At 59.4% G+C, this 25,120-nt stretch carries 26 protein-coding genes; 16 read left to right on the forward strand and 10 right to left on the reverse strand.

What is annotated here, in order from left to right:
* The first annotated feature begins 9 nt into the window (after nt 1–9).
* Genes LQK81_RS22850 through trbI form a run of 4 tightly spaced genes read left to right on the forward strand, consistent with a single transcriptional unit; the run spans nt 10 to nt 3,336 of the window.
* Complete coding sequence (locus LQK81_RS22850; RefSeq protein ID WP_230808725.1) at nt 10–672, forward strand: conjugal transfer protein TrbF; 663 nt, start codon at nt 10–12, stop codon at nt 670–672.
* A 17-nt stretch (nt 673–689) separates the two neighbouring features.
* Entirely contained in the window at nt 690–1,544 is an 855-nt protein-coding gene (trbG, locus tag LQK81_RS22855) for a P-type conjugative transfer protein TrbG (protein ID WP_230808726.1), read from the forward strand.
* Nucleotides 1,544–2,017, forward strand: coding sequence for a conjugal transfer protein TrbH (gene trbH, locus LQK81_RS22860; protein WP_230808813.1), 474 nt, complete (start codon nt 1,544–1,546; stop codon nt 2,015–2,017). The genes trbG and trbH overlap by 1 nt, the downstream gene beginning before the upstream one ends.
* A gap of 11 nt (nt 2,018–2,028) precedes the next feature.
* Nucleotides 2,029–3,336 (forward strand): IncP-type conjugal transfer protein TrbI, encoded by a 1,308-nt coding sequence (gene trbI, locus LQK81_RS22865; RefSeq protein WP_230808727.1) that lies wholly within the window; start codon nt 2,029–2,031, stop codon nt 3,334–3,336.
* A gap of 404 nt (nt 3,337–3,740) precedes the next feature.
* On the opposite strand, the gene LQK81_RS22870 is transcribed toward trbI, so the two are convergent.
* Entirely contained in the window at nt 3,741–4,640 is a 900-nt protein-coding gene (locus LQK81_RS22870) for an AraC family transcriptional regulator (protein WP_230808728.1), read from the reverse strand.
* 199 nt (nt 4,641–4,839) lie between these two features.
* On the opposite strand from LQK81_RS22870, the gene LQK81_RS22875 reads away from it, so the two are divergent.
* Nucleotides 4,840–5,799, forward strand: coding sequence for an aldo/keto reductase (locus LQK81_RS22875; RefSeq protein ID WP_230808729.1), 960 nt, complete (start codon nt 4,840–4,842; stop codon nt 5,797–5,799).
* A gap of 599 nt (nt 5,800–6,398) precedes the next feature.
* Here LQK81_RS22875 and LQK81_RS22880 read toward each other — a convergent pair.
* The gene (locus LQK81_RS22880) at nt 6,399–7,262 is read right to left on the reverse strand and encodes a LysR family transcriptional regulator (RefSeq protein WP_230808730.1); all 864 of its coding nucleotides are present in this window, start codon (nt 7,260–7,262) and stop codon (nt 6,399–6,401) included.
* A 208-nt stretch (nt 7,263–7,470) separates the two neighbouring features.
* Between LQK81_RS22880 and LQK81_RS22885 the strand changes: the two genes are divergently transcribed.
* The 5 genes from LQK81_RS22885 (at nt 7,471) to LQK81_RS22905 (ending at nt 12,569) form a co-directional block, all read left to right on the forward strand.
* The gene (locus tag LQK81_RS22885) at nt 7,471–8,472 is read left to right on the forward strand and encodes a Bug family tripartite tricarboxylate transporter substrate binding protein (protein ID WP_230808731.1); all 1,002 of its coding nucleotides are present in this window, start codon (nt 7,471–7,473) and stop codon (nt 8,470–8,472) included.
* Nucleotides 8,473–8,581: 109 nt separating this feature from the next.
* Nucleotides 8,582–9,652 carry an Ldh family oxidoreductase gene (locus LQK81_RS22890; protein WP_230808732.1) on the forward strand — a complete coding sequence of 357 codons (1,071 nt, stop codon included), beginning with the start codon at nt 8,582–8,584 and terminating at the stop codon, nt 9,650–9,652.
* A 71-nt stretch (nt 9,653–9,723) separates the two neighbouring features.
* Entirely contained in the window at nt 9,724–10,188 is a 465-nt protein-coding gene (locus LQK81_RS22895; protein ID WP_230808733.1) for a tripartite tricarboxylate transporter TctB family protein, read from the forward strand.
* Nucleotides 10,189–10,191: 3 nt separating this feature from the next.
* A complete protein-coding gene (locus tag LQK81_RS22900) occupies nt 10,192–11,700 on the forward strand; it encodes a tripartite tricarboxylate transporter permease (protein WP_230808734.1) in 1,509 nt (502 codons plus the stop codon).
* A 107-nt stretch (nt 11,701–11,807) separates the two neighbouring features.
* Complete coding sequence (locus LQK81_RS22905; protein ID WP_230808735.1) at nt 11,808–12,569, forward strand: transporter substrate-binding domain-containing protein; 762 nt, start codon at nt 11,808–11,810, stop codon at nt 12,567–12,569.
* Between the two features lie 249 nt (nt 12,570–12,818).
* On the opposite strand, the gene LQK81_RS26440 is transcribed toward LQK81_RS22905, so the two are convergent.
* The 6 genes from LQK81_RS26440 to LQK81_RS22930 all read right to left on the reverse strand — a co-directional run bounded on the left by LQK81_RS26440 (nt 12,819) and on the right by LQK81_RS22930 (nt 16,778).
* Complete coding sequence (locus LQK81_RS26440) at nt 12,819–13,118, reverse strand: class II fructose-bisphosphate aldolase (RefSeq protein ID WP_442967177.1); 300 nt, start codon at nt 13,116–13,118, stop codon at nt 12,819–12,821.
* On the reverse strand, nt 13,096–13,881 hold the full coding sequence (locus tag LQK81_RS22910) for a hydroxypyruvate isomerase family protein (RefSeq protein ID WP_230808736.1): 786 nt from the start codon (nt 13,879–13,881) through the stop codon (nt 13,096–13,098). Before LQK81_RS22910 ends, LQK81_RS26440 begins: the two co-directional genes overlap by 23 nt.
* Nucleotides 13,882–13,977: 96 nt before the next feature.
* Nucleotides 13,978–14,151, reverse strand: coding sequence for a hypothetical protein (locus LQK81_RS22915; RefSeq protein ID WP_230808737.1), 174 nt, complete (start codon nt 14,149–14,151; stop codon nt 13,978–13,980).
* On the reverse strand, nt 14,151–14,792 hold the full coding sequence (gene otnC / locus LQK81_RS22920; RefSeq protein ID WP_230808738.1) for a 3-oxo-tetronate 4-phosphate decarboxylase: 642 nt from the start codon (nt 14,790–14,792) through the stop codon (nt 14,151–14,153). Before otnC ends, LQK81_RS22915 begins: the two co-directional genes overlap by 1 nt.
* Nucleotides 14,789–16,051 (reverse strand): 3-oxo-tetronate kinase, encoded by a 1,263-nt coding sequence (gene otnK / locus LQK81_RS22925; RefSeq protein ID WP_230808739.1) that lies wholly within the window; start codon nt 16,049–16,051, stop codon nt 14,789–14,791. The genes otnC and otnK overlap by 4 nt, the downstream gene beginning before the upstream one ends.
* A gap of 61 nt (nt 16,052–16,112) precedes the next feature.
* Nucleotides 16,113–16,778, reverse strand: coding sequence for an aspartate/glutamate racemase family protein (locus LQK81_RS22930; RefSeq protein ID WP_230808740.1), 666 nt, complete (start codon nt 16,776–16,778; stop codon nt 16,113–16,115).
* Nucleotides 16,779–17,002: 224 nt separating this feature from the next.
* On the opposite strand from LQK81_RS22930, the gene LQK81_RS22935 reads away from it, so the two are divergent.
* The 6 genes from LQK81_RS22935 to traR all read left to right on the forward strand — a co-directional run bounded on the left by LQK81_RS22935 (nt 17,003) and on the right by traR (nt 23,862).
* A complete protein-coding gene (locus tag LQK81_RS22935; RefSeq protein ID WP_230808741.1) occupies nt 17,003–18,079 on the forward strand; it encodes an isocitrate/isopropylmalate dehydrogenase family protein in 1,077 nt (358 codons plus the stop codon).
* An 80-nt stretch (nt 18,080–18,159) separates the two neighbouring features.
* Nucleotides 18,160–19,254 carry an ABC transporter substrate-binding protein gene (locus LQK81_RS22940; RefSeq protein ID WP_230808742.1) on the forward strand — a complete coding sequence of 365 codons (1,095 nt, stop codon included), beginning with the start codon at nt 18,160–18,162 and terminating at the stop codon, nt 19,252–19,254.
* Nucleotides 19,255–19,273: 19 nt separating this feature from the next.
* On the forward strand, nt 19,274–20,962 hold the full coding sequence (locus LQK81_RS22945; RefSeq protein ID WP_230808743.1) for an ABC transporter permease: 1,689 nt from the start codon (nt 19,274–19,276) through the stop codon (nt 20,960–20,962).
* Nucleotides 20,955–22,025: an ABC transporter ATP-binding protein gene (locus LQK81_RS22950; RefSeq protein ID WP_230808744.1), complete on the forward strand. Its 1,071-nt coding sequence runs from the start codon at nt 20,955–20,957 to the stop codon at nt 22,023–22,025. The genes LQK81_RS22945 and LQK81_RS22950 overlap by 8 nt, the downstream gene beginning before the upstream one ends.
* A 137-nt stretch (nt 22,026–22,162) precedes the next feature.
* Nucleotides 22,163–22,828, forward strand: a complete 666-nt coding sequence (locus LQK81_RS22955) for a GntR family transcriptional regulator (protein WP_230808745.1) — start codon at nt 22,163–22,165, stop codon at nt 22,826–22,828.
* A 329-nt stretch (nt 22,829–23,157) separates the two neighbouring features.
* Nucleotides 23,158–23,862 (forward strand): autoinducer-binding transcriptional regulator TraR, encoded by a 705-nt coding sequence (gene traR, locus LQK81_RS22960; RefSeq protein ID WP_230808746.1) that lies wholly within the window; start codon nt 23,158–23,160, stop codon nt 23,860–23,862.
* 9 nt (nt 23,863–23,871) lie between these two features.
* On the opposite strand, the gene LQK81_RS22965 is transcribed toward traR, so the two are convergent.
* The gene (locus LQK81_RS22965) at nt 23,872–24,180 is read right to left on the reverse strand and encodes a transcriptional repressor TraM (protein WP_230808747.1); all 309 of its coding nucleotides are present in this window, start codon (nt 24,178–24,180) and stop codon (nt 23,872–23,874) included.
* A gap of 305 nt (nt 24,181–24,485) precedes the next feature.
* A complete protein-coding gene (locus LQK81_RS22970) occupies nt 24,486–25,112 on the reverse strand; it encodes a TraH family protein (protein WP_230808748.1) in 627 nt (208 codons plus the stop codon).
* Nucleotides 25,113–25,120 lie beyond the last annotated feature (8 nt).

A 25,120-nucleotide genomic window follows, 5' to 3' on the forward strand; every position in this document is an offset into this window, starting at 1 on the left:
GCTGAAAGAATGGCCGGACAGAATATCCCAGATAATCCCTATATCGCCGCCCGCAACGAATGGAACGAGCGTTATGGCTCGTATGTCAAAGCCGCCGCCGCGTGGCGCGTCGTCGGCATAGCCGGAATGACCATGGCCGTCGTCGGTTTTGGTTACGCGCTCTATCAGAGCACTCAGGTCAAGCTCATCCCTTATATCGTCGAAGTCGACAAGCTCGGCACTGCGGTTAATGCGGGCTTTCCGCAGCAGATTGAATATGCCGATCCACGGGTGGTGCGCGCGACACTCGGCAGCTTCGTGTCAAACTTCCGATCCGTCACGCCGGATGCGGTGGTGCAGAAGCAATATATCGACCGGACCTACGGGCTGCTGCGCACTTCTGATCCCGCGACCGAAAAGGTCAACGCATGGTTCCGCTCGAATTCGCCCTTCGAAAAGGCCAAGACCGCGACGGTGGCGATCGAGGTCAACAACATCGTCGCTCTATCGAACCAGAGCTACCAGATCGACTGGACCGAGTTCGAGCGGGATCGCCGCGGCAAGGAGACCGCCACGCGCCGCTTCCGCGGCATCGCCACGGTGACTTTGACGCCGCCTCAGGACGAGGGCGTCATCCGCCTCAATCCCATCGGTCTCTATCTGAGAGACTTCGACTGGACCGCGCAGCTTTGAAAGGCATGGCTCCCAACATGAACATACGACATCTCAGAATACGGGCCGCCCTGAGTTCGAGCGCAGCCGTGCTGATGATTTTCCTGTCAATGGCCCTCCCCACTTCCCAGGCACGCGCCGCCGATGGCGTCACCGCCAACGAGGCGAAGGGAATGGGCATCTCGACACAGTGGCGCGGAAGCCGCGGCCTGGTCACGAAAGGCGCGGATGGCAAGGTGATCTTCCTTTATGGCGAGGTGCAGCCATCCGTCGTCTGCTCGCCTCTGCAGGTCTGCGACATTGAGCTTCAGGGCGGCGAGGTCGTTCGTGACGTGCTGGTTGGCGACACTGTGCGGTGGAAGGTCGAGCCCGCGACATCCGGTGCTGCTGGCGGGCAGGCGATCCATCTGATCGTCAAGCCGTCGGAGCCGGGTTTGATCACGTCGATGGTCGTGACGACGTCGCGGCGCACCTATCATATCCAGCTGAAATCGCATGCCACGCAGTATATGGCGCGCGTCGGCTTCGAATATCCGGAGGACGTCTCGGCAAAGCTTGCCGACGTCAACGCGCGGCTGGAAGCCAGCACCATTCCAGGCGCCGGCGTTCCCGCTGAGCAACTGAGCTTTGGCTATTCCGTCTCGGGCAATGCCGGCTGGCGGCCGACGCGGGTCTATTCGGATGGGCAAAAAACCTACATCCAGTTTCCGCGGTCGATTTCCGGTCAGGATGCACCTGTTCTCTTCGTTGTCTCCGGCGGCCAGAACCGCATCGTCAACTATCGCATGAAGAACGACATGATGGTGGTCGACTACAATATCGATCGTGCTGTCCTTGTCTCGGGCGTCGGCTGGAAACAGCAGAAGGTGACGATCAGCAGGGGAGGGCGGTGATGCTGAAACTCTTTCGCTACAGCCCGAACCGCCTCCGCCGCTTCCGTTGCCCTGCCGCGGCCTGCGTCGTCGCCATCCTCCTTTCCGGATGTCAGTCGGTGGATAGTGGGGCACTCGTCGACAGCGCAGCACCGCCTGAGGTTTCCGGATCTGCGGCGGGCGCGATCGCCGGCGATATGGTCAGCCGACTTGCAGAACAGATCGGACAGGCGACCGTTGCACTCAAACAGGATGGTTCTCCGTTCGGACAAGCGCTTGAAGCAGCATTGAAGGGATGGGGTTATGCCGTTGTCACCGACCAGAAGACGGATAGTGGCTCGCCTGTCATTCCACTCGCCTATGTCATCATGCCCTATGACGGCCAGGTGCTCGCAAGGCTCTCGACCAGCAGTGTCGAACTCGGTCGCGCCTACACAGTAACGACATCGGGTGCGACACCGGCGAGCGCTCTTTCGCTCATGCGGCGCGGGTGAGGGAGGACACCATGGTGCAATCCCTCAAACTCGGCGGTCCCGCCAATAGTCAGTCTCCATCCGGCATCAAGCGGGTCAACCGCCTGCCGGTCATCCTCGTAATCTTGCTGCTGGTCGCCTTTCTCGGCATCATCTTCTATGGGCTTTCCTCGCGCGGGCTTTACTTCGGCAAGGATAGCGGACCGGGCACCAGTTCGGGCAATCCGGCCTCAACCTATGCCGACCAGATCAAGCGAGGTGTCAGCGACGGCATCATTGGCGAGCCACAGCAGCAGACGACGTTCCAGCCGACGCCGGTCGAGACCGAAAGGGCCAAAGAGAAGGCGGCCAACCCCTTTACGCCTCAGCCCGAGCAGGGACAGCAGCGGCGGGGACCGGAATTGGAGCCGGAAGAGGCGTGGCGAGCGCGTCTCGCCCGCGAGCAACAGGAACAGGTTCTTCGCGAGCAGCAGCGTCAGCGGATGGCCCGCCTGCAGGCGCGAGACTCCGCATACGATGCGCCGCTTGCCATCGATCGCGGCAAGCTGGAAGCGCGGTCGGAAAGAGATGAGGGCGCCACAGACCGGATGCCGACGACAGCAGCCGCGAACGCAAACGCGTCCGACCTTTACGCCGCGGCATTGCGCGCCGGTCTGGGCGGGCAGAACGTCGATCCGAACGGTCAGAACTCCAAGGAAGACTTCTTCAATGCCGATCTCAAGGATCTTGGATATTTGCCGAACCGCGTCGTGCCCCAGCAGTCCCTATACGAACTGAAACGGGGGTCCGTTATTCCGGCAACATTGATATCAGGCATCAACTCAGACCTGCCGGGACGTATCACCGCGCAGGTCAGCCAGAACGTCTATGACAGCGCGACCGGACATCGCCTGCTGATCCCACAGGGCACGAAACTCTTCGGCCGTTACGATAGCAAGGTTTCGTTCGGGCAGAGCCGTGTGCTCGTTGTCTGGTCGGACATCATCTTTCCGAACGGCTCCACCTTGCAGATCGGCGGCATGGCCGGCACGGACGCGGAAGGCTACGGCGGCTTCAACGACAAGGTGAACAACCACTACTTCAAGACCTTCGGCTCGGCGGTTATGATCGCGCTGATCGGGACCGGCATCGACATGGGGGTGCCTCAGAGCTCAACGCTTGCCACCCAGGACACGGCATCCGACGCGGCGAGGCGCAATTTTGCCGAGACCTTCGGGCGAGTCGCCGACCGCACGATCCAGCGGAATATGGATGTACAGCCAACGCTGCAGATCCGGCCTGGCTACAAATTCAACGTCCTCGTGGATCAGGACATCGTGTTTCCAGGTCAGTATCGTTGAGGAACGCGAATGCCGCCGCCCGATCAAGGACGCATGCGATCAAGCGCGCTAAGAGCGCGCGGTGGACCTGGTTTGGGGCTCGCGATTCATACATTGCTTCGAGTGGCATGGAGGAGGCGGACCTGTCATGAACCGCTACACGATTGTGACCGGCACCTTGTATTAGGTCCGCAAGAGGTAGCTATAGAGGCACTTGATGTGCCTTAGCCACAAGAGGCTCGAGTTCAGCCCTGTCCATGTTCCGCACGTGGACTGCCAACGTCACGTCGATACCGTAGCCGCCATCTTCGCGAGTCTCCCACCCGACGGTACGGTAACCGTCGCATCATCCGGAATTCTGATCATCCGTTTGCTGGCAACGAGGTGCAGCGCGCTGAGGGAGCTGGCGGAACAGCCGACTGAAGTCATGCAACTACCGCCAAGCCCGGCGACGCGCGCAGGCGGGCAATGTCGCGCCCCGGGGGTTCTCCAAAGTGGCGCCTATATTCGCGACTGAACTGCGTCGGGCTTTCGTAACCCACGCGGAAGGCGGCAGTCCTGACGTCGATGTCCTGGACGAGCATCAGGCTGCGCGCGTCCTGCAGCCTGAGCTGCTTCTGGAACTGCAACGGCGTTAGCGCCGTCACGGCGCGAAAATGCTCATGCAGGCTCGACGGACTCATGCCCACTTCCGCGGCAAGCTGTTCGATGCTGAACCGCTCGCGGAAGTTCTGCCCGATCCAAGCGATTGCGCGGCCGACCTGGGCCACCCGGCCCTGGCTGGAGGTGATGTGGCGCATCCTGGCGCCGTCCGGACCGGCAAGCAGGCGATACAGCATTTCCTGCTCCGCAAGCGGCCCGAGCACAGGCAACGCTGCCGGATCGTCGAGCAGGCGCAGCAGGCGTAGTGTCGCGTCGAGCAGAGCGGCGTCGGCGTCGGACACTGTCTTGCCAATGGGCCGGATCGGCGCTTGCTGCTGTAGCGGCACGCGTAGCGCCAACTCGCCCAGCATGACCGGATCGAAATCGAGGTACAGGCAGAGATAGGGTTTGTCGGGCGTCGCCTCCACCACGTGGCCTATCGCCGGCAGGTCGTAGGTCACAACTCCATAGCGCCCCGGTGCATATCTGAACACGCGGTCGCCCAGTGTGACCTCTTTGTGCCCCTGCGCGACGAGGCACAGTTGCGGCCGGTAAACATTTGGCATCGGCATCGTCACGGTGGAGGATCGAACAAGCGTCATGCGTTCGATGGGGGTGGCCTGGAAGCCATCCTTCGATACGTGCCGGCCAATGACGGCCGAGATTTCGTTCAGAATTTCCATGAGTCGGACCATCGCACGCGCGTGGGAGAGCGGCAATCACTTGGGCCTCGGAAAGGCGGCAGTCCGAAACCGTCACTTCTGGAGGATTGGGCAGTAATCCCGGCGCATAAGGCTAACGGTCGAACCTCGCCGCGTATCACAGTGTTCAGCGGCGCATGCGTTAAAGCAAACGCGGCCGCGGAACGCGTATGGAGCAGACATGAAAATCGATAATCTGAAGACTTCCAAGGTCGCACTAGGCACCTGGGCTTGGGGCGATAGCGGCGAGACTGGCGATGGGTACTTCGGCAGTCATCTCACTCAGACTGGCCTGGAGGAGGTCGCCGATAAGGCGCATGCGGCCGGGTTCAGTCTATGGGACACCGCCGTTGTGTACGGTATGGGTCGTTCGGAGACCGTACTCGGGGACGTGCTGCAGCGCTTCGCCCGCAGCGACTACCAGCTCTCCACGAAGTTCACCCCGCAGGCAGTGGGAAGCGGCGACGACCCGATGGCAGATATGCTGGAGCAGAGCCTGGCCCGCCTCGGCACCGACTACATCGACCTCTACTGGATTCACAATCCAGCCGATGTGACGCGGTGGACCCCCCATCTAATCCCCTTGCTGAAGAGCGGGAAGGTCAAAGGTGTCGGAGTTTCGAATCACAACTTGAGCGAAATCGAGCTTGCCGATCAGATCCTCGGAGAAGCCGGGCATAAGGTCGAGGCCGTCCAGAACCACTACAGCCTACTGTACCGCGGCGCCGAGAATGCTGGTATCCTACAGCACTGCCGCACCCATGGCATCCCATTCTACGCCTATATGGTGCTAGAACAGGGCGCCTTGAGCGGCAAGTACAGCTCCGCGAACCCGCTGCCGCAAGGCACCAATCGGGCGAAGGCCTACAATGGTATGCTGCCCAAGCTGAAGGCGCTGACGGACAAGCTCGCGTCGATTGGCCAGAGCCACGGTGCAGCAGCGCCCGATGTCGCGACGGCTTGGGCCATCGCCAAGGGCACCACGCCGATCATCGGCATCACCAACGCCGACTACGTCGATGGTCTGGTCCGAGCCACCAGCCTGACGCTCTCCAGCGACGACATTGCAGAGCTCGAGGCACTCGCCGACACTGCCAACGTGAATACCCGCGGGTGGTGGGAAAAGGAGTTGGGAGTCTGAAACACCACCGTGCCCAAGCCCTCCGTCGAACCGTCGCTTCATACCGCGAGCGTCTTCTCGGTTTGGAGGGGTGATCGCCTGTGGCGGGTCTGCCGTTCGGAGCAACGTCGAATGGATGTGTTCCACCTGATCTGGAAGGAAGGGCCTTCTGCGCCCAGCGCTCCAGTCAAAGGAATAACTATTCCCCGAAGCGCATCCCGCTCTACACTGTAGAAAGCCACGCAAGAGACGAGGCGCTCGGCGCTTAGGTATCACTGATGCGCTGCGGGTGTCCTCCCTCCCGAGCAAGTAGTCTCGACAAGCATTCGACATTTGACGGGGCGAGACACCGGCCTTCTAGCAGAGGTCTCGCCCTGCGCGTCTGTCGCCGCGTTGCGCGTTGGGGCGGGCCCAGATCCCCGAAGAGGTGTCGCCTCGCCATCGAACAGCTTGATCTACATCGGGGTGGTGACGTTCGGGTCGTTGAGCCTGAGGCCCAAGTGGCCGCGGTTCTCGTTAGGGCGTTTCGCTCGGCGATTAGGCGCTCCACCTCGACCGTCTTCACTTTGCCATTACTTCGAATCAGAAGGCGAAATCGTCAAGAAAAGTGACATACGACGTCAGCGATCCACCGTCATTTCGGCCACGGCCTCAATCAGCGGCAGCCGCGCGGAGCCTCTCGTCCAAAGAAGACCCAGATCCCTGACAGGTGCTTCGTCGGGAAGAGGGAGCTTTGCCAGGCTGAGGCCTTCGGGCCAAGGAGCTGACCGGTTGGGGACCAGCGAGACTCCGAGACCTCGATCTACCAGGACTGCAATCGCTTCCAACCCATCCAGCTCCATAAGCTCTCTCGGTTGAATACCCGCGGTCCGAAGATATTCGTCAGCAAGCTGTCCCGACCACAATGTCCTGTCGTAGCGGATGAATGGCTGCGTTCTCAGAAGTTCGTGTGGATCCTGTTCGGCGAGCGATTTGCTGGCGATGACGATGTAACGCTCCTTCACCACCGATCGCCACTCCAGGCTTTTCGGCAGGTCGAACTGGGGTTTGTACATCAGGGCTAGGTCGAGATCGGCATTGGTCAGTCGTCGATAGAGATCTGACGAGCTGCCCTTGCTGACTGATAGCTCGATGTCAGGATACCTGTCCGAGAGCCCTAGCAAGAGATTGCACAAAGGGCCCGCGACGGCGCTTGACGCCACGCCCAGTCGCAACTCGCCTTTGAGTAGCCGCTCGGTTCCGATTGTCTTGAAATCGCGCAGATCCGCAAGGAAGCTTTTTGCCCGGGTTGCTAAGGTCAAGCCAGAAGCGGTCGGGCTGACCGTTCTCCCGGTCCGTACGACGAGTGCGAACCCAACCTCGTTCTCCAAAGCTTTAATTCTGAGACTGAGTGCTGCAGAAGTTAGATTGAGTTTCCTCGCGGCTTCCGAAAGCGACTGGCTTTCGACAACGACAATGAAACTTTCCAGAAACCGCGTGTCCATTCTTAAAGGATTCCCAAAACGCGAATTTAGTTTCGCTGTTGTAGTTCTAGCACCGATACTCGCTATCATCTGAACATTCGAGCGCGCATTCCGTCAAACCCTGGGACGAATAACGTCTAGCCCTAGGTCGCCGGTCGCAGCTCTCCAACCGACAAAAAGAGCAGTTTCGAGCCTGCTATTGGCCGAATGATCCTGGGGAGGATAGATAATGCTGAACATCGAAACTATGCGTGTGGTGCGTCGTCGTGGAGCGCTTTTCGCGATGGCCGCAGCCGTCGTTATCGCGGGCGGGGTTGCGCATGCCGCGGAGTGGGTTCCGCAAAAGCCGATACGGCTAGTTGTACCCTACGGCCCAGGCGGCAGCTCGGACATTATTGCAAGAGTGATGGCATCGGAAATGTCCAAAGGACTCGGCCAGCAGATCGTCGTCGAGAACAAGCCCGGCGCGTCCGGTGTGGTGGCGATGCAAGACGTCGCGCGCTCCGACCCGGACGGCTATACGATCGTGCTTGGGCATGTTGGCACGCTAGCGGTGAACCCGTCCATGCTTTCCAGCATACCCTATGACACTGACAAGGACTTTGTGCCGATCACCTTGATTGCGAAAGTTCCGGTCGTCTTTGTGATCCATTCTGACGTGCCCGCGAAGAACTTCAAGGAGTTCATAGCATTGGCGAAATCGGAACCAGGCAAGCTCAGCTATGGGTCTGCCGGCAATGGAAGCGCAGGTCATCTTGCCTTTGAACAGCTGAAGCTGGTCACCCAGACCGACATTTTGCATGTTCCCTACAAGGGCACGGGCGCACAGCTGACGGATCTCCTGGGCCACCGCACCGATGCCGCCTCGGCAGGCCTTCCGCCCTTTTTGCCGCATCTTAAATCCGGCAAACTGATCGCGCTTGCCGTTGGGTCCTCCGAGCGCCTGCCACTCATCCCCGATGTCCCGACCGTCGTCGAAGAGGGCTATCCAGGTTTCGAGAGTTCGCAGTGGTTTGGGTTTCTCGCTCCTGCTGGAACGCCTAAGGAGGCAATTGATCGAATTCAGTCAGAGGCGGTGAAGGCGCTCAAGACCAACTCCGTCAGCGAGCGTCTGAAAGAGGACGCCAGTGTATCCGTCGGCTCGACGCCTGAGGAGTTTCAGGCGTTCATTTTTGCCGAGCGGACCCGTTGGGGCGAAATCGTGCGCAAGGCTAATCTCAAAGCCGAGTGAGGCCGCCTGCGGCAAAACAAACCATCGAACATCAAATCCTTCATCTCATCATCAACGACGTTTGCAGGCTGCCGGCTTCGGCTGCCGGCAGACGAGCGGGGACTCACAAATGACTGACAGCAACTCCAGAACGACCATCGATGAAAAAGCGCTTCAGGATCTTACGTCCCAGGCCTTGCGTGGTCTCGGCCTTGCCGATAATGACGCAACTGACGCCGCCCGCATCCTGGTATTGGCGGAACTCTTCGGCGTCACGACCCACGGCGTCAGCCGGATCGAAAGCTACGGCGAACGTCTTGAAATTGGTGGGATTACGCCACGCCCGAACATCGAGATCGATCAGGTCGCTCCGTCGGTCAGTATGGTCGACGGAGACAATGGTGTCGGACCGCTTGTCGGGTATCGCGCGTTGGAGGCGGCGATGACATCCGCGCGGGAGTTTGGCGTGGGCGTCGCGTTCGCTCGTGGCAGCAATCATTTTGGCCCTGTCGCTCCCTACAATTTCATTGCTGCCGAACAAGGGTTTGCAAGCTTCATCTGCAGCAATGCGACAACGACCATCACGCCGTGGGGGGGCAGGCAAGCCAAGCTCGGCAACAGTCCCCTCGGCTTCGGCATTCCGAACCCGGGCGGCGATCCCATCATCCTCGACATGGCGATGAGCGTCGTGGCCAGGGCGAAGATCCGCAATGCCGCGAAAGCCGGTTCATCCATTCCGGCCACCTGGGCAACCGATAACCAAGGGCAGCCTACGACCGACCCTAAGGCCGCCCTAGACGGGTTCCTCCTTCCGGTCGGCGGGCACAAGGGTTACGGCCTTGCTCTGGTCGTAGACCTTTTCGCAGGCGTGCTATCGGGTGCGGCTTATCTCTCCCATGTCAAATCCTGGGTCGATGCCCCTGGCGAACCGCAAAACCTTGGGCACTTTTTTCTTGTCATCGATACCACCCGCCTGGGACAGAAAAGCTGGCTTGCGGAACGCATGATGGACTTTGCAGATATCCTGCATTCGACGCCGGCCACAAACCCGGACGCGCCCGTTCTTCTTCCTGGCGAGACCGAGATGCGCAACCTTGCGCGTCAACGAAAGACGGGTATTGCCATCGACAACGGGCTGCTCGCGAAAATTCATGAATATGCCGATCGGAGCGCTCCCGTCGCAGACAAGACGGCGGTCTAAGGGGAGGGGATCTGTCGGCACATCTTCATGGAGCGCCGATTATCTGAACTTGACGCTGGGAGGAGCGAGTGATGAGAATAACAAACCCCAAGGATTTTTGGGCGGGGACGCTTTACATCTTTTTTGGCACGGGCGCCGTGTTAATCGCCAGATCCTATCCGTTCGGGTCGGCAACGAGAATGGGACCCGGCTACTTTCCGACCATCCTTGGCGTCATCCTTGCGCTGTTGGGGTTGCTTTCGCTGTTCAGAGCGTTCCGTTCAGACGGAGATCCTCTTGGCAGCATAGCCTGGAGGCCGCTTCTGGCCATCACAGGCGGCACCGCTCTGTTCGGATTTCTGCTGCCGCATGCCGGCTTGCCATTGGCACTGTTCGTTTTGATTTTCCTCAGCGCGGCGATCAGTGAGAACTTCAAGTTTGGCTGGCGCCCTGCGCTCGCGCTGATGTTGCTGATTGCGTTCTGCGTCATCGTGTTCGTGAAACTTTTAGGCGTACCCCTGCCCCTTGTCGGCACCTGGTTCGCCGGATTGGTATAAGCCATGGAACTGCTATCTCACCTCTTCCTCGGCTTTGAAACAGCGCTGAGCCTCACCAATCTTGCTTACTGCTTCATCGGAGTTCTTCTCGGCACAGGAATCGGCGTCTTGCCGGGTTTGGGTCCTCTGGCCACGATTTCTATCCTCCTGCCAATCACTTTCGGATTGCCGCCCGTCTCATCCCTGATCATGCTTGCCGGGATTTACTACGGTGCCCAATATGGCGGATCCACCACAGCCATTCTGGTCAACCTGCCTGGTGAGTCCGCATCTGTCGTGACGGTGTTGGACGGGTACCAGATGGCCCGCAAGGGGCGAGCTGGCGTGGCGCTCGCGACGTCTGCCATCGGCTCGTTCTTTGCGGGCACGGTCGCGACGGTCATCATCGTGCTGTTTGCCCCGCCCCTGACGGAGGTTGCGCTTAAATTCGGGCCGGCCGATTATTTCTCGTTGATGGTCCTTGGCCTTGTGGCATCCATCGTGCTGGCCCACGGCTCCCTGTTGCATGCCTTGGGAATGGTGGTTCTCGGCCTGATCCTCGGTATCGTCGGCACGGACGTTAACTCCGGTATCACGAGGTTCACCTTTGGGTTTCCCGAAGTCGCCGACGGTATCAACTTCGTCATCATCGCCATGGGTATATTCGGATTGGGCGAGATCATTGCCAATCTTCAGAACGAGAGCATTCGCTCTGTCCTCGGCAGCCGGATCACGGGGTTGATGCCGACGCGTGAAGATTGGCGCAAAATGGCCGCGCCGATCCTGCGTGGAACCGCACTCGGCTCCATTCTCGGCATTCTTCCAGGCGGCGGGGCAATGCTCGCATCCTTCGCCTCCTATGCGCTTGAAAAGAAGGTATCACGGACGCCGGAAGAGTTCGGTAATGGCGCGATCGCCGGCGTCGCAGGACCGGAATCGGCCAATAATGCCGGGGCACAAACGTCCTTCATTCCCATGCTGACACTCGGTATTCCGTCGAACCCGGTCATGGCTTTGATGATCGGTGCCCTGGTGATCCAGGGTATCCAGCCAGGTCCCTCCGTCATCATCGAGCAGCCGGCGTTGTTCTGGGGCCTCATTGTCTCGATGTGGGTTGGCAATCTGATGCTGCTTGTCTTGAACCTCCCGCTCATCGGACTTTGGGTGAAACTGATTTCGGTTCCCTATCACTTCCTTTATCCTGCCATTCTCGTCTTCTGCGCGATCGGCGTGTTCAGCCTGAGCAACACGACGTTCGATATCTACCTCATGGCGCTGTTTGGGCTCGTTGGCTACATCCTGCGCAAGATCGACTGCGAACCGGCGCCGCTTCTGCTCGGCTTTATCCTTGGTCCGATGATGGAAGAATACCTTCGGCGCGCTCTTCTACTGTCCCGGGGCGATCCCTCGGTGCTCGTCACCGAACCGGTCAGCGCCGCGATGCTGGTGGCTGCCCTCGGCCTGCTGATACTTGTTGCCGCACCCGCGGCAAGAAAAGCCAGACAGGAAGCATTTCGTGAAGAGGAAGCGTGAACGTCCGAACTTCACCAGTCCCTAGGCTACCACGCGAAATAGCCGGGCAGGAAGGCTGAGATATGCCCAGGAGCTTCTGTAGTGTGGGAGCAATTTCGGAGATACAAATGACAGATGTTGCAAAATCGACGGCCCGTGATGCGCTCGCGCCGACCGGCACGCTCCGAGCCACCATAAATGTTGGAAATCCCATCCTCGCAATCCGAGACGATGAGACCGGTGAGGTCCGTGGAGTATCGGTTGATCTCGCGCGAATGCTTGCGGCCGATCTCCAAGTTCCGTTATATCTCCATATCCTGGAATCGGCGGGAAAGGCTGTCGCAGCCGTTGAAGACGGGGAGGCCGACATCGGCTTTTTCGCCCGTGATCCTGACCGGGCCGCACGTATCGCCTTCACAGACCCTTACGTCCTCATCGAAGGTTGGTATATTGTTCGGGACGGCTCCAACTTTTTCGACTTGGCAGATGTCGACAAAGCTGGCACTCGGCTGACGGTCGGCAAGGCAAGTGCCTACGATCTCTTTCTAACACGTCAGATCCAGCACGCGACCATCGAACGTGCACCGACATCCCCTACCGTCGTCGAAACGTTTCTCGAAACAAATGCCCACGTCGCTGCCGGCGTCCGTCAACAGCTTGAGAAGGATGCCGAGACGTTCGGCGGTCTCAGATTATTGCCGGAGCGTTTCATGGTCATTGAGCAAGCGATGGGCGTCGCCCGCTCGCATGGTGTCGCCGCCGAGGTGTTCCTGTCTGATTTTGTCGAGCGTGCAAAATCACATGGCTTAATTGCCGATGCCTTGAATCGATATGGTGTTTCCGGTGTCACAGTGGCCCCGTCACGCATTGTCGAGCGCCCTCGATCGTAATCGGCCGACATCAGGAACCCTTAAAACACGGCCGGTGTTTGAGCGGCGTCGGCCCCACCAAGCTTCCCTTCAAGCATCGCTAGGTCGGCGCCGTCGCCGGCTGGCGGCAAAAAAAGAGCTCATCGCTCGCCGCCCATGATACGGCGACCGACGCCACAAGACAGAATTTTACCGTCAAGAGCCTCTACTTCGACCACAGCGAGCCTCAGAACGTCGGTCACCTGTTCTTTGCGATCAAGCCTGACCTCTTCATGTCGCTTGGGAACTTCGACGCCCGCATGTAGGAGGACGGGGCTGTTTGTCGTCTTCGGCGGCCCGCAGAACCACCTTAACGGTTTCACAATTGGTGAAGTTGAACGCGGGCATCCAGTAGCCATGCTCCGCGGCATAGTCGAGGATCTGGCGAAGCGACGTGAGCATAAGAATCTCCTTCATAGGGGAGTAGGGCGAACGAAAGTTCCTCACAGGCAGACGTCGTCCGATACCGACGACGCTGTGTGAGGGGAGTGTTCTGGTCGCGGAGAGATCAGCTACGGAGCTTCCAATCATGCAGGAAAGAAGCGCTCTCAACCGTAGAATTAGAAGGAATGTATTCGAATCCAATGGCGTCCCCGAACTCTACGGCCTGCAGTGCTGAGAGAATGTCGTTGAAAGGAAGGGTTCCCGTTCCGGGTTCATGCCTTCCAGGGAAGTCCGCGATATGGACGTGACCGATGCGGGCACCATTCCAGGGTATCCATTTCGTCAGTTCCACCTCCGTCACCGCAGCGTGGAACGTGTCCACCAGGAGCGTGACCTTCTCGATACCAAATATGTCTTGAACCTCAATCGCCTTTTGGAGGCTGGAGATGGCGTATCCGGGGACGGCCGCCTCGCTGATGGCCTCAATCAGGACCCTGGCGCCGCTGCCTGCGGTCTGGTCGACGGCGTAACGGATGTTCTCCAGATACACATCTTTTGCTTGAGCTGCATTTTCATCGCCCGGAACACCGGCCATCGGATGGATAAGCGGAGCGCCGACGATCAGTGCATATTCGAGCGCCCGGTCGAAACTCGCACGGAAATCGGCTTCACGGCCGGGTAGGGATGCAAGACCCTTTTCACCCTTGCTCGCATCGCCGGCGCCGCCAGCGAGCTGCGCGAAAAAGAGCCCGTGTTCATCCACCATCTTTCGCATCACCTGTGGGCCGATGCTGAAAGGCTGCGGATGCTCAACCGCGGTGAAGCCCGCCGCCGCCGCTGAGGCTACGCGTTCGCCCAACGGGACCTCTTTGAACAGATAACCAATGTGGGCTGAGAGTTTGTTATTCATTCGAGCTTTCTCCAAAGTTCGGGACAGGCTTGAGCATTGGTCAAAGGCACAAGGGAGATCAGGTCAGGGTCACCGCGTCGAATATGAGCGCGCCAATCAGCCTGAGGATCGCGAGGATTCCTGCCGATCGGCGACTTCCAGAGAGGCCTTTGCCAACGCGGCGACGATAGCGGTCAGTTCGGACGAGATGCCGGACGAAGCCTGCTGATCAGGGTAATCCTGAAGTGAAGGGCGCACCGTCTCCGGTTCCCTGTTGGAAGCAACTGACATCAGTAGCCTCCGAATACTGCCTTGAGTTCTGCGACGTTCTCGTCGGTGAGCATTCGCGTAGGCATGCCGCGCAAAGTGACCAGAAGCTTCGCAGTCTCCTCGAGCTCTTCTGCTGCATAGACCGCCGAGGTGATGTCCTTTCCGGTGACGACCGGACCGTGGTTGGCCAGCAGGACGGCGGCATATTTTCCGTCAAGGGCACGGATCAGATCGCCAGCCCTCTCGTCGCCCGGACGAACATAGTCGACGAGCTTCACCTGACCGACTCGCATGACGACATAAGGCGTCAGCGGAGGAATGCAGTCTTCGGGATCGACATCGCTGAGACAGGACAAGGCGGTTGCGTAAGTAGAATGAAGATGGACCACCGCCCCGGTTTCAGGGCGGGTTGCGTAGAATGCATTGTGAAGGAAAATCTCCTTCGATGGCTTGTCTCCGGATAGATGTCGTCCGTCGCGCGATACCTTGCTGATCTTCGCCGGGTCAAGGAAGCCGAGACACGAGTTGGTGGGTGTCATAAGGATCCCGTCGTCGACGGCAGCGCTGATGTTGCCTGCCGATCCGACCGAGAATCCCCGGTCGAACAGAGATTTCGACAGCCGGGCGATGTCCTCACGGATCTTGTTTTCCGAGGTGCTCACTTTGCGTTCAACCTTTCGAGGGCCTTGGTGAAGAAGTCCGGCGAACCGAAATTGCCGGACTTGAGGGCGAGTGCGACGGGCTGCTCACCGTGCGAAAGCAGGACGGGAACGCCGGGATCGATTTCCTGGCCAATGGTGAGTGCGCCGAGATCGAGCGCCGAAACAACTGCCCCCGACGTCTCCCCGCCAGCCACGACCAGCCGCTTCACGCCGCAGTGGACGAGCTTGCGCGCGACATCCGCGAAGAACCCGTCGAGTTTTCCGGCAACCTCCTCGCGGCCATACTTCGCCTGCATCTGGCGGACTTCGTCAGGGGTGCCGGACGAGTAGGCGAGAGGAGCCTTCCCGTGATTGATCTTGATGAATTCGACGATGTCATCAGGCGTGGTGGCGCCGCTCATCACCTTGTCGACGTCGATCGCCAGCGTGGGGTGGCTCCGCTTGTGCAGATCGATCTGGCCACGCGTCGCCCCGGAGCAACTCCCAGCGAGGATCGCCTCGGGACCCTCGACGCCAACCCGGCCGCCCGAGTTTCCTGCGGCGAGGCCGCGTTCGATGAAGTTGCCCGGGAGCCCGATAGCGATACCCGATCCGCCAGTTACGAGTTTGTGGTCGGCAATCGCAGTGCCAATCGTGATCAGATCCTCGTCGGATGTCGCGTCCACGACGACGAGCGTGTCATTGGTCGTCGCCAGCGCGAGCGCGACATCGCTCTTTCCCTTGCGAACGGTGGTCAAACCGACATGACCCACCGTCGACGTCGTCTGCTGAGCCAGCCAACGGCGGATGTCGGGATCGGTCATCGGCGTAAGCGGGTGGTTCTGCATGCCGGATTCATTCAGGAGCCGATCCTGGACGAACAGATGCCCCATGTAGATCGTCCGCCCGGCGCCAGGGAACGCCGGGCATACGACGACGCCCTTCGCACCGAGTGCCACGGCCAGCGCCTCTCCAACCGGGCCGATGTTTCCGGTCGGCGTCGAGTCGAAGGTCGAGCAGTATTTGAACACGATCTGCTGGCACCCCTGTGCCAACAGCCACTCGAGTGCGCCAAGGGACTCGCGGACAGCCTCTTCGACCGGGACGGTCCGGCTCTTCAGTGCAACAACGCCAGCCTCGATGTCGGCGGCTGCGGGGCCGTTTGGCACGCCAAGAAATTGCGCCGTTCTAAGGCCGCCTGTCGGCGCCACACCCTTCGAGATCGTGTTGGCGATGTCGCTTGCGCCCGTGAAGTCGTCGGCGATCACTCCTAGAAGCATTTTCTTCCTCCTTGGCCGAAACCATCAGTCTAACCGATGTCGTGCAGCCGATGTCGTTCTGTTATTCTTTGCCAATCAAGCCACGGAGCTTAAGGACTGCTTGTTCCGGGCTGCTGAAGACTGGGGTGTCGGTGGAAGCCTGAACATCTGCCAGCGCCCGTGCCATCGAGAACTGGCCGAGTGTCACTGAGCGGAAACCGGAGAGCGACTTCGCCGCCTCGGCGATCAGGCGATTGTGCGTGGCAACGTCTCCCTGGCGCACGGCGTCGATAGCACCAGGCACGAAGACGCTTTCAATCTGGGCATCGGACCCACGCCGCGCGGCTTCCTCGCGGAATTCCTGCTCCATGCTCTCCTTCGCAGGCGGGAAGGTGTAGAGCATCGCGCTCCGGCCGCCCTCGGCGATCGCCGCCGCGAACATCGCCTCGTTCGGCTTAAGTACCGGGATGGCGAGCTGGGCTGCTGCGTACTCGATCGCTGGCCCGAACGCCGAGCAGGTAAACAGGACAGCATCGCTTCCCGTTGATGCGCCATACCTGGCGAGGGCAACGATGCGCTCGGTGAGTTCGTCGGGGATCTCGGCCGACCGGGCGCGGTCCGGGGTCAGGCTTTCTTCCAGAATGTTAATCGGCTCGGCGTCGGGCCAGAGATTCTTGAACGCGTCCCGGATCGGGTCCATTGCGACTGGCGTGGCATGGATCAGAGCAATCCTCGGTGACTTCGACATGTCGGCTACGTTTCCTCCAACAGTTTGATCGGAAGGGTTCTGTTGAACTGCGAGAGTAGACGCCTCAGCCGTCAAGCAGCCGGAAACGCGTCTTCAATCACGGTTCACAAGGTACCTCCCGCGGTGAGGGCAGTTTGGCTTCATCCCCAGCACCGAAAATTTTGTGATTGACGACTTCGCATACCGCATCGTATACGGTCAAGTATAAATTGAGGAGGCACCAAATGAGAATTGCAGTTTTGCCCGGTGACGACATTGGTCCGGAGATCACTGAAGCCGCGTTGAGCGTTTTGCGCGCGGCGGACAAAAGCTTCGGCCTGGGGCTCGAATTCGACGTCCATGAAGTGGGAATGGCATCGCACCGGAAGACCGGGACAACTCTCCCGGACAGCGCTGTCAAGGCTACTTTCGACGCCGACGGGGTCCTGCTTGGCCCGGGCGGCATGACCGCTTACCCACCGCTCTCCGAAGGTGGCTTCAACATCCCGGGCACGATCCGCAAGAAGCTTGATCTCTATGCGAACCTTCGCCCGGCGCGCTCCCGCAATGGCCTCGAGCGCGCACGTCCGGGTCTCGATTGCATTCTGGCGCGTGAGAACACGGAAGGCTTCTATGCCGACCGCAACATGTTCCTCGGCAGCGGCGAGTTCATGCCCACGCCGGATATCGCACTCGCCGTTCGCAAGATCACCCGCCAAGCTTCGCGCCGTATCGCGGAGAAGGCGTTTGAACTCGCCCGGACGCGCCGCAAGCACGTCACCGTCGTCGGCAAGCGCCACGTCCTCCAGGTCTCCGACGGCCTCTTCGTCGAAGAGGCGGAAGCCGTCGCGCGCAACTATCCAGACGTGACACTTCGCGAAGTCGATATCGACGCGATGGTCGCGGACATCTACACCAACCCGGACCGTTTCGACGTGATCCTGATTACCAACATGTTCGGCGACATCCTGTCGAACCTGGCAGTCGCACTTTCCGGTGGCCTCGGTCTGGCCTCCGCGCTGAACGTGGGCGACACTCACGCTGCCGCCAATGCGGGTCATGGTTCTGCGCCTGACATCGCTGGGAAGGGCATCGCCAATCCAAGCGGCATCATCCTTTCGACGGCAATGCTGCTGGACTGGTGGGGCGCGAAGCAGGGCGGCGAGAAATTCCACTTCGCTTCGAAGGCCATTGAACAGTCGATGGACGCTCTACTGACGTCCGGTCAGCGCACTGGAGACCTCGGCGGCGACCTCGGAACCCAGGCGTTTGCCAAGGCGATCGCAGAAAATCTTCGCGAGCCAGTCAAGGCGGCAAGCTGATTTGAGAGGCGGCAGCGGGCAGAGGACCAGCTGCCGTCGCTTCCAGAAATAGGTTCAACAGCATCACGGGAGGATACCAGATGCAAACCTTGAAAGTGGCCGCATGTGCGGCAGTATTCCAGTCCGTAATCGTCGTCGCATTCCCTGCGGGTGCCCAGCAGGCGCCTGAAGGCTACCCCGCCGACTACGCGGGCATTGTCACCGCCGGGATCAAAGAAGGTTCGGTGAATGTCTATTCGCCGACCGACTCCGAGCAAGCGGACGGGCTGATTTCCGGCTTCGAGAAGGCCTATCCCGGCATCAAGGTGAAATGGAACGACGTCGCCAGCGGCGCGGTCTACAACCGTGTCGTTAGCGAAGCCGCCGCCGGACAGGTCGGTTCAGACGTAGTCTGGTCGAATGGCCTGGACCTCCAGCTGCAGCTCGTCGAAGAGGGGCACGTGGAAACCTACAAGTCGGTTGAAGCCGCCAATATTCCCGCCTGGGCTCAGTACAAGGATGCGGCTTATTCGACGACCGTCGAGCCGATCGTTTTCATGTATAACAACAAGGTCTTCACGGACTCTGTTCCGAAGAACCATAAGGAACTGGCCGACCTTCTTGTGAAGAAGGGCGCCGAGCTTCAGGGCAAGGTCACAACCTTCGATCCCGAAAAATCGGCATCCGCCTACACCGTGATGGAAAACGACGTCGTCAACGACAACGGTTTCTGGACACTGATCGATGCGTTCGGGAAGGCGAAGGGCAAGGTCTACTCCAGCTCCGGGCAGTTGCGCGAAAAGATCCTGTCCGGCGAGCATCCGTTCGGCTTCAACGTCAACGGTGCCTACGCAAAGGGATGGGCCAAGTCCAACCCGACGCTCACGGTGGTCTATCCTGACGACTACACGATCGCTGCATCGCGCACTGCCTTCATCAGCAAGGATGCACCGAACCCGAATGCAGCGAAACTCTTCCTCGACTACATGCTGTCCAAGGCTGGGCAGACGGCCGTTGCCGAGGCGGGCCTCCCTTCGGTGCGCAGCGATGTGACCGCCGACAACTGGGACTCGGTGAACAAGGAAGCCGGCGGCAAGCTCGTGCCGATCAAGCTCGATGCCGCACTGCTTGAGGGCCTTCAGGCAACCAAGCGTGGCCAGTTCTTCAAGGACTGGAAGAAAGCCCTGAACCAGTAAACCCGAGGATCCCGTAGTTATGGCTAGGACCACTGCCGACGCTACGGGATTCCGCTTCGCCGCCTTGGCGGCGCTCGGAATCCTCGTACTGTCACCCGTTCTTCTGATCTTGTATCAGAGCTTCCTCACCGGACCCTTCTTCTCTCCATTGAGCACGCTGGGTCTTGATGCATACGTCTATATCTTCACCGATTCCGACTTCTATCGAGCGCTTAGCACGACAGCAATCTTCGCTTTAGGCACGATCGTCGTCTGCGTTCCGCTGGGCGCCATCCTCGCTTTCCTACTGACGCGCACCGATCTGGTCGGTCGGCGTTGGCTCGAAGGCGTCGTCCTTGTGCCAATGTTCCTTTCGGCTATCGTGCTTGGCTTCGGCTACACGGTCGCCGTCGGTCCCACTGGCGTCGTGACGCTGGCGTTCGAACGGCTGTTCGGTTTCGTGCCGTGGAACATCTACGGGCTCTGGAGCCTGATGTTCATCTCCGGACTTATGCACGTTCCGCATGTCTACCTCTATTCCTCCGCCGCGATGCGAAACCTTCCCGGCGATCTGGAGGAGGCGGCCAGAACTTCCGGTGCCGGGATTTGGACGGTTGCGCGGCACGTCACCTGGCCGTTGATCATGCCTGCGCTGATTTTCAGCATCGGTCTCAATGTCATGCTGGCCTTCGAGGCTTTCGGTCTGCCGCTCGTTCTCGGCGATCCCGCGGGTGTTCTCGTGCTGACCACCTACATCTACAAGCTGACCACGATCCTCGGCGTTCCGTCCTATCAGCTGATGGCCGTCGTCGCCGTTGTCCTGCTCGCGATCATCTTTCCGCTGGTTTTCATTCAGCGAAAGCTCCTCAGCCGTGCACGGCGCTTTGCGACGATCGGGGGCAAAGGAGCGCGCGTCACAAGGATTCGATTGGGGAAGGGCGGCCAGATCGCAGCCTGGATAGGCATCGGTATCTGGCTGGTGATTTCAATCGTCCTGCCGATCGGCGGCATCGCCATCCGCGCGTTCGTCGACGCATGGGGCGCGGGCGTCAATCTGTTCGATCACCTGACGCTCAACAACTTCCAGCAGCTCTTCAGCATTGCGGCGCTCCAGCGTGGCATCATAAACACGCTTTTGCTGTCGGTGGTTGGGGGAGCCCTCGCCGTCGGCGCCTACCTGCTGATTGCTCTCGCCGGACATCGCTGGAGTGGGCCAGGCAACACCGCTCTCGACTACATGGTGCTGATGCCGCGGGCGTTGCCCGGACTCATCATCGGTCTGGCGTTCTTCTGGATCTTCCTGTTCGTGCCATTCCTGAAGCCTTTCCGGCTCACGCTGCTCAGCCTGCTCATCGCCTACATCATCGTCGGGCTCTCCTATGGGCTCCGCCTGATCCAAGCGACTCTGATGCAGGTCGCCCCAGAACTGGAGGAAAGCGGCCGATCCGCAGGAGCCACGATCAAGCAGACCTGGTCGCGCATTGTCGTGCCGATCATCCGGCCGGGTCTGCTCGGCGCATGGATCATGATCATGATCATCTTCCTCCGCGAGTACGCGACAGGGGTGTACCTCATGACTAACGGCACCGAGGTGGTCGGATCACTTATCGTCTCGCTTATGGCAAGCGGATCACTCGACACTATCGCCGCCCTGGCCCTCATCAGCGTTGTCATGACGACTGGCGGCCTTGTGCTGGCAAATCGACTGGGAGGTCGTATCCATGAATGATCTGATCGTTCAAGACATCCATATGCATCTGGGCGCGCTGCATGTTCTGCAGGGAACGTCCTTCACCGCGAGCAAAGGGCAAGTCGTCGCGCTTCTCGGCGCGTCGGGCAGCGGCAAAACTACACTCCTGCGCACCATCGCCGGGCTGGAAATTCCGAGCAAGGGGCGGATCGATATCTCGGGAACCCCGGTGTTCGACTCGTCAAAGAACATCCTTCTGCCTCCGGAGCAGCGCAACATCGGCCTGGTATTCCAGTCCTACGCGTTGTGGCCCCACAAGACCGTCGCCGAGAACGTTGCCTTCGGTCTTACGATCCGCGGCACTAACAAGTCGGAGATCGGTAAACGCGTCCAGGAGATGCTCGAAAAGCTCGGCCTCGGCCATCTCGGCGACCGCTACCCATTCCAGCTGTCGGGCGGCCAGCAGCAACGCGTCGCGATCTGCAGGGCGCTGGTCTACCAGCCCAAGGTTATCCTCATGGATGAACCTCTTTCGAATCTCGACGCGAAGCTTCGCGAAGAAGCCCGCTATTGGATCCGGAAGCTCATTCTCGAGCTGGAATTGTGTGCAGTCATGGTCACTCACGATCAGGACGAGGCTCTCGCCATGGCAGACAATGTCCTGCTGCTGAAGGGAGGATCGATCGTTCAGAGCGGCTCGCCGTTGGAAATCTACAGCAATCCGAAGAACCGCTACACCGCGGAATTCCTTGGCAACAACAATACTCTCGATGGGAATCTCTCCATCGATGGCAGCAAGGCTGTCGTTTCAGGCGAGACATGGTCCATCTCCGGCGTGATGCCGGAAGGTGTGGCAAACGCGAACGGGAAGGCCGCGTCCGCGATCGTGCGCGTCGAGAAGATGACGATCCACGACCAGCCGGGCCCCAACCGGATTGCCGTCAATCTCGATGCCAGCATCTATCTCGGCGACCACTGGGAATACCGTCTGAGCGCGCCCGGCGTGACCCTGAAGGCGCAGGGCAGCGTCCGTCGGGAGCCCGGCAACGTTTGGTGCGAACTGCCTGCTGATGACGTCTGGATCTTCTCGAAGGCCTCCTAAGCATCGGGATCAACGGGCCTCCGCCTTAATTGCGCGGGCGCCCGGCTATCGACGAAGGCAAACGATGCCGCACGGCACTTGCTGCAGTGCGAGGTATACGATACCGTATAACCAACTCGGATTCTTTGGAAAAGTTGATGACCGTCGAGAACCAGACAAACTATGAAGTCGCCTATACGTCGCTCAAGCGCGACATCCTAGCGGGAAGTTATCGGCCGGGAGTGTCAATCTCGATCGGCGACGTCGAAAAGCGTCTAGGAATGAGCCGCACGCCTATTAGGGTGGCGCTCCAGCGTCTATCTGAAGAAAAGCTCCTTGAAGTTTTGCCTCGGCAAGGTTTTCGGGTTCCATTGATTTCAAGGAAGGAATTAGCGGACGTCCAAGAGGTACTCGCCGGCTTGGAGCTACTCGCGATCGACAGTATACATGAGCGTTGTTCCAAGGAGGACCTGCGGCCGCTCTTGGACGCCGTCAAAAAGATGCGGTCGGCCAACGATGCTGACGACCTGAAGCTCTGGTCCGAAGCTGACGCGGAGTTTCACAAGAAGCTGCTGGTACTGAGCGGCAACGATGTTCTGTTCAAATGCGCCAATCAGTTTCTTGAACAAATGTGGCGGGTGCGCGCGTTGACGCGGATGATGCGGCCCGTTCCGGTGCAATCGACGGATGCCCATGCGGCACTTGTCGACGCGTTGCTTGCGAAGGATCTGCCTCTCGCTCGTTCGATCCATAGTCAGCAGAGACGGCGAAGTGCAGGGGAGATTGACAAGATCATTGAGCGGTTGGAAACCAATCTCATATGATCGAAGCACCTTCATTAGCAAGCCTTTACTTACCGATTGCCCTCGCTCGCCGCGAGGTTAATCGAGCGGCTAAAGACCTGGCGAGTAGCACTGTAGTGAGATGGTACTCCAAATTTGGAAGTCGTTCGCCCGGCCCTAACGCGCTCTGCAATAGAACTGAGCGGTGGCGATAGTGATGTAAGCGATCCACCGCCCGGTAATTCTCAGTGCTCGTTCTTGAAAGAGGTTCCATAATATAGATTATGCAACTTATAGTTGCTTTTATATCAGCCTGACTACGAGGTGTTTAGTGTGACCTGTCCCACCTGACACTGGTACGGAGTATCCAAATGCAGCACTGGCTAGACAAGCTAACCGATCTCGCCGCGCTTCGCGGCGATGAAACCATCCTGAAGGACGCCCTGAGCCACCTCGCCGAGCAAGCGGGGTTTGACGGTTATGCTTATTTATACATCCGCCCGGGTCATACGGTCGCCGCATCCAATTATCACCCCGAATGGCGCACACTCTACTTCAAGCGGAAATTCGAGGCGGTTGACCCAATCGTCCACCGCGCAAAGTCTCTGAAGCAGGCGTTCTTGTGGAGCAGCGAGGAAGAACGCCGGCGTCTTCCCAAGGAAAAGCGCGCATTCTTCGACTGCGCAGCAGATTTCGGCATTCGCTCCGGGACTACGATTCCTATCGGTGCAGCCAATGGTTCGACGTCGATGTTTACGCTCGTTTCCGACATGACAGCCATCCGGCTCGAGCGCGAGATCAACCCCATCGCGGCCGCGGCGGCTGTTGGCCAACTCCATGCAAGAATGTCGCTATTGCCGCTGACGCCGACCGAACAAAAACCGGACTGGCTTGATCCGAAAGAGGCTGCCTACCTGAACTGGATATCGGTTGGGAAAACCATGGATGAGGCCGCAGACCTCGAGGGCGTGAAGTACAATTCAGTGAAGAGTAAGCTTGAAGAGACCCGAAAGCGTCTGCAAATCCATACGATGCCGCATCTTGTGGCGCTCGCCATCCGTGCCGGCCTGATCTGATTGTCGAGATCAGTTGACCGACACCTTGGGGATGTAACCTAAAAGCCCAACCAGCGTGTTCAACGCGGCCATCTGGGAATGCATCTCGATCATCGCCTCGATGTATTCGAGATGCTGGCTGCCACCAGCGGCCATACCAGTCTTGTATTCTTGCGGCAGGGCCTGAAACAGTTGATCGGCTTTCTCCAGGAGTTGCCGATGCAGCCGAATGGCGTTCACCGCAAGCAGCTCGACATCGGCGACGGGCAGCCCGCGCGTCAGTCCGATCACCGGGCGAAGATCGCCTGCTCCTGTCACTGCCACATTATCAATGTCCATGACTGTCCAACCTTCAGGTTTGGTCTGCGGTACGCCCCCGCAAACACCTACTCTGATCCCAAGCCGGGGGTTGGAAACTGTCCTAGACAGTCCTGCGACCTTTAGCACCGAGGCACCTGGACATACGTCACAGGCCCCCGGCCAAATGGTCAGAGGATACTGGCGCCGTACCGGCCGGCGCCAACCGCTAGGAGAGGTTTCCACACCCCGAGGCAGCGCGTACTGCCCTGCCCGACCTTATAATGGACGGGTATTGTTTTCGCTAGAGCGATGGAAAAACAATCACTTTGCAGATCTGCAGAAACTCAAGTTCTTCCTCCTATTCCTGTCAGATCAATCCGCATACCTGCCTTGTTCGGATCTGAGCCGGCATGTTCCGGGACCACTTCGGGTTCACCGAGATTTTCCCGGGAGCCGACATCTTTGTCGCCGTCATGTAGCGGATCGTGTACCGGCTGAGGGGACTTTGCGTCACCTGGATCCTCCGCGCGAAACACGGCCACGCCTTCGAAATATCCTGTCTGCCAAGCGACAACCGCATCGTCCATAACCTGTGGCAGGACCTCTTTCGCTGAGGGATTGCCATACCATTTCAGGACGATCCGAAAGACCTTGGCAAACAGCGCCGTTCCCATGCGGATATTCTCACAGGGCTCGACCATCTCTGGCTTCAACTGGCCAGCCTCCACGATTCCGAGGCCTGCCGGATACTGGGTGATACCGACGCGAACGGTGTTGCGACCGAGATTGTCGCGGATCACGGCCAGTGCCTCTTCCGGTGTTGTCGGCTTCGGCACCAGCACCAGACGATTGCCAGAGCGCACGGTGATCGCGAGAGGATCCTGCGATCCCGCCATCGCAATGAACTGCTCGACGATCGCAGGCTTCAGGGAGGGATCTGCGCATTGCTGAATCAGGAACGCATCGAGCATGCTGAGTA

Source organism: Rhizobium sp. GN54 (assembly GCF_021026345.1).
Lineage (GTDB): Bacteria > Pseudomonadota > Alphaproteobacteria > Rhizobiales > Rhizobiaceae > Mycoplana.

Coding starts and splice junctions, on each gene's coding strand:
- LQK81_RS22850 (WP_230808725.1), top strand. CDS start 10: ATGGCCGGACAGAATATCCCAGATAATCCCTATATCGCCGCCCGCAAC.
- trbG (WP_230808726.1), top strand. CDS start 690: ATGAACATACGACATCTCAGAATACGGGCCGCCCTGAGTTCGAGCGCA.
- trbH (WP_230808813.1), top strand. CDS start 1,544: ATGCTGAAACTCTTTCGCTACAGCCCGAACCGCCTCCGCCGCTTCCGT.
- trbI (WP_230808727.1), top strand. CDS start 2,029: ATGGTGCAATCCCTCAAACTCGGCGGTCCCGCCAATAGTCAGTCTCCA.
- LQK81_RS22870 (WP_230808728.1), bottom strand. CDS start 4,640: ATGGAAATTCTGAACGAAATCTCGGCCGTCATTGGCCGGCACGTATCG.
- LQK81_RS22875 (WP_230808729.1), top strand. CDS start 4,840: ATGAAAATCGATAATCTGAAGACTTCCAAGGTCGCACTAGGCACCTGG.
- LQK81_RS22880 (WP_230808730.1), bottom strand. CDS start 7,262: ATGGACACGCGGTTTCTGGAAAGTTTCATTGTCGTTGTCGAAAGCCAG.
- LQK81_RS22885 (WP_230808731.1), top strand. CDS start 7,471: ATGCTGAACATCGAAACTATGCGTGTGGTGCGTCGTCGTGGAGCGCTT.
- LQK81_RS22890 (WP_230808732.1), top strand. CDS start 8,582: ATGACTGACAGCAACTCCAGAACGACCATCGATGAAAAAGCGCTTCAG.
- LQK81_RS22895 (WP_230808733.1), top strand. CDS start 9,724: ATGAGAATAACAAACCCCAAGGATTTTTGGGCGGGGACGCTTTACATC.
- LQK81_RS22900 (WP_230808734.1), top strand. CDS start 10,192: ATGGAACTGCTATCTCACCTCTTCCTCGGCTTTGAAACAGCGCTGAGC.
- LQK81_RS22905 (WP_230808735.1), top strand. CDS start 11,808: ATGACAGATGTTGCAAAATCGACGGCCCGTGATGCGCTCGCGCCGACC.
- LQK81_RS26440 (WP_442967177.1), bottom strand. CDS start 13,118: ATGATTGGAAGCTCCGTAGCTGATCTCTCCGCGACCAGAACACTCCCC.
- LQK81_RS22910 (WP_230808736.1), bottom strand. CDS start 13,881: ATGAATAACAAACTCTCAGCCCACATTGGTTATCTGTTCAAAGAGGTC.
- LQK81_RS22915 (WP_230808737.1), bottom strand. CDS start 14,151: ATGTCAGTTGCTTCCAACAGGGAACCGGAGACGGTGCGCCCTTCACTT.
- otnK (WP_230808739.1), bottom strand. CDS start 16,051: ATGCTTCTAGGAGTGATCGCCGACGACTTCACGGGCGCAAGCGACATC.
- LQK81_RS22930 (WP_230808740.1), bottom strand. CDS start 16,778: ATGTCGAAGTCACCGAGGATTGCTCTGATCCATGCCACGCCAGTCGCA.
- LQK81_RS22935 (WP_230808741.1), top strand. CDS start 17,003: ATGAGAATTGCAGTTTTGCCCGGTGACGACATTGGTCCGGAGATCACT.
- LQK81_RS22940 (WP_230808742.1), top strand. CDS start 18,160: ATGCAAACCTTGAAAGTGGCCGCATGTGCGGCAGTATTCCAGTCCGTA.
- LQK81_RS22945 (WP_230808743.1), top strand. CDS start 19,274: ATGGCTAGGACCACTGCCGACGCTACGGGATTCCGCTTCGCCGCCTTG.
- LQK81_RS22950 (WP_230808744.1), top strand. CDS start 20,955: ATGAATGATCTGATCGTTCAAGACATCCATATGCATCTGGGCGCGCTG.
- LQK81_RS22955 (WP_230808745.1), top strand. CDS start 22,163: ATGACCGTCGAGAACCAGACAAACTATGAAGTCGCCTATACGTCGCTC.
- traR (WP_230808746.1), top strand. CDS start 23,158: ATGCAGCACTGGCTAGACAAGCTAACCGATCTCGCCGCGCTTCGCGGC.
- LQK81_RS22965 (WP_230808747.1), bottom strand. CDS start 24,180: ATGGACATTGATAATGTGGCAGTGACAGGAGCAGGCGATCTTCGCCCG.
- LQK81_RS22970 (WP_230808748.1), bottom strand. CDS start 25,112: ATGCTCGATGCGTTCCTGATTCAGCAATGCGCAGATCCCTCCCTGAAG.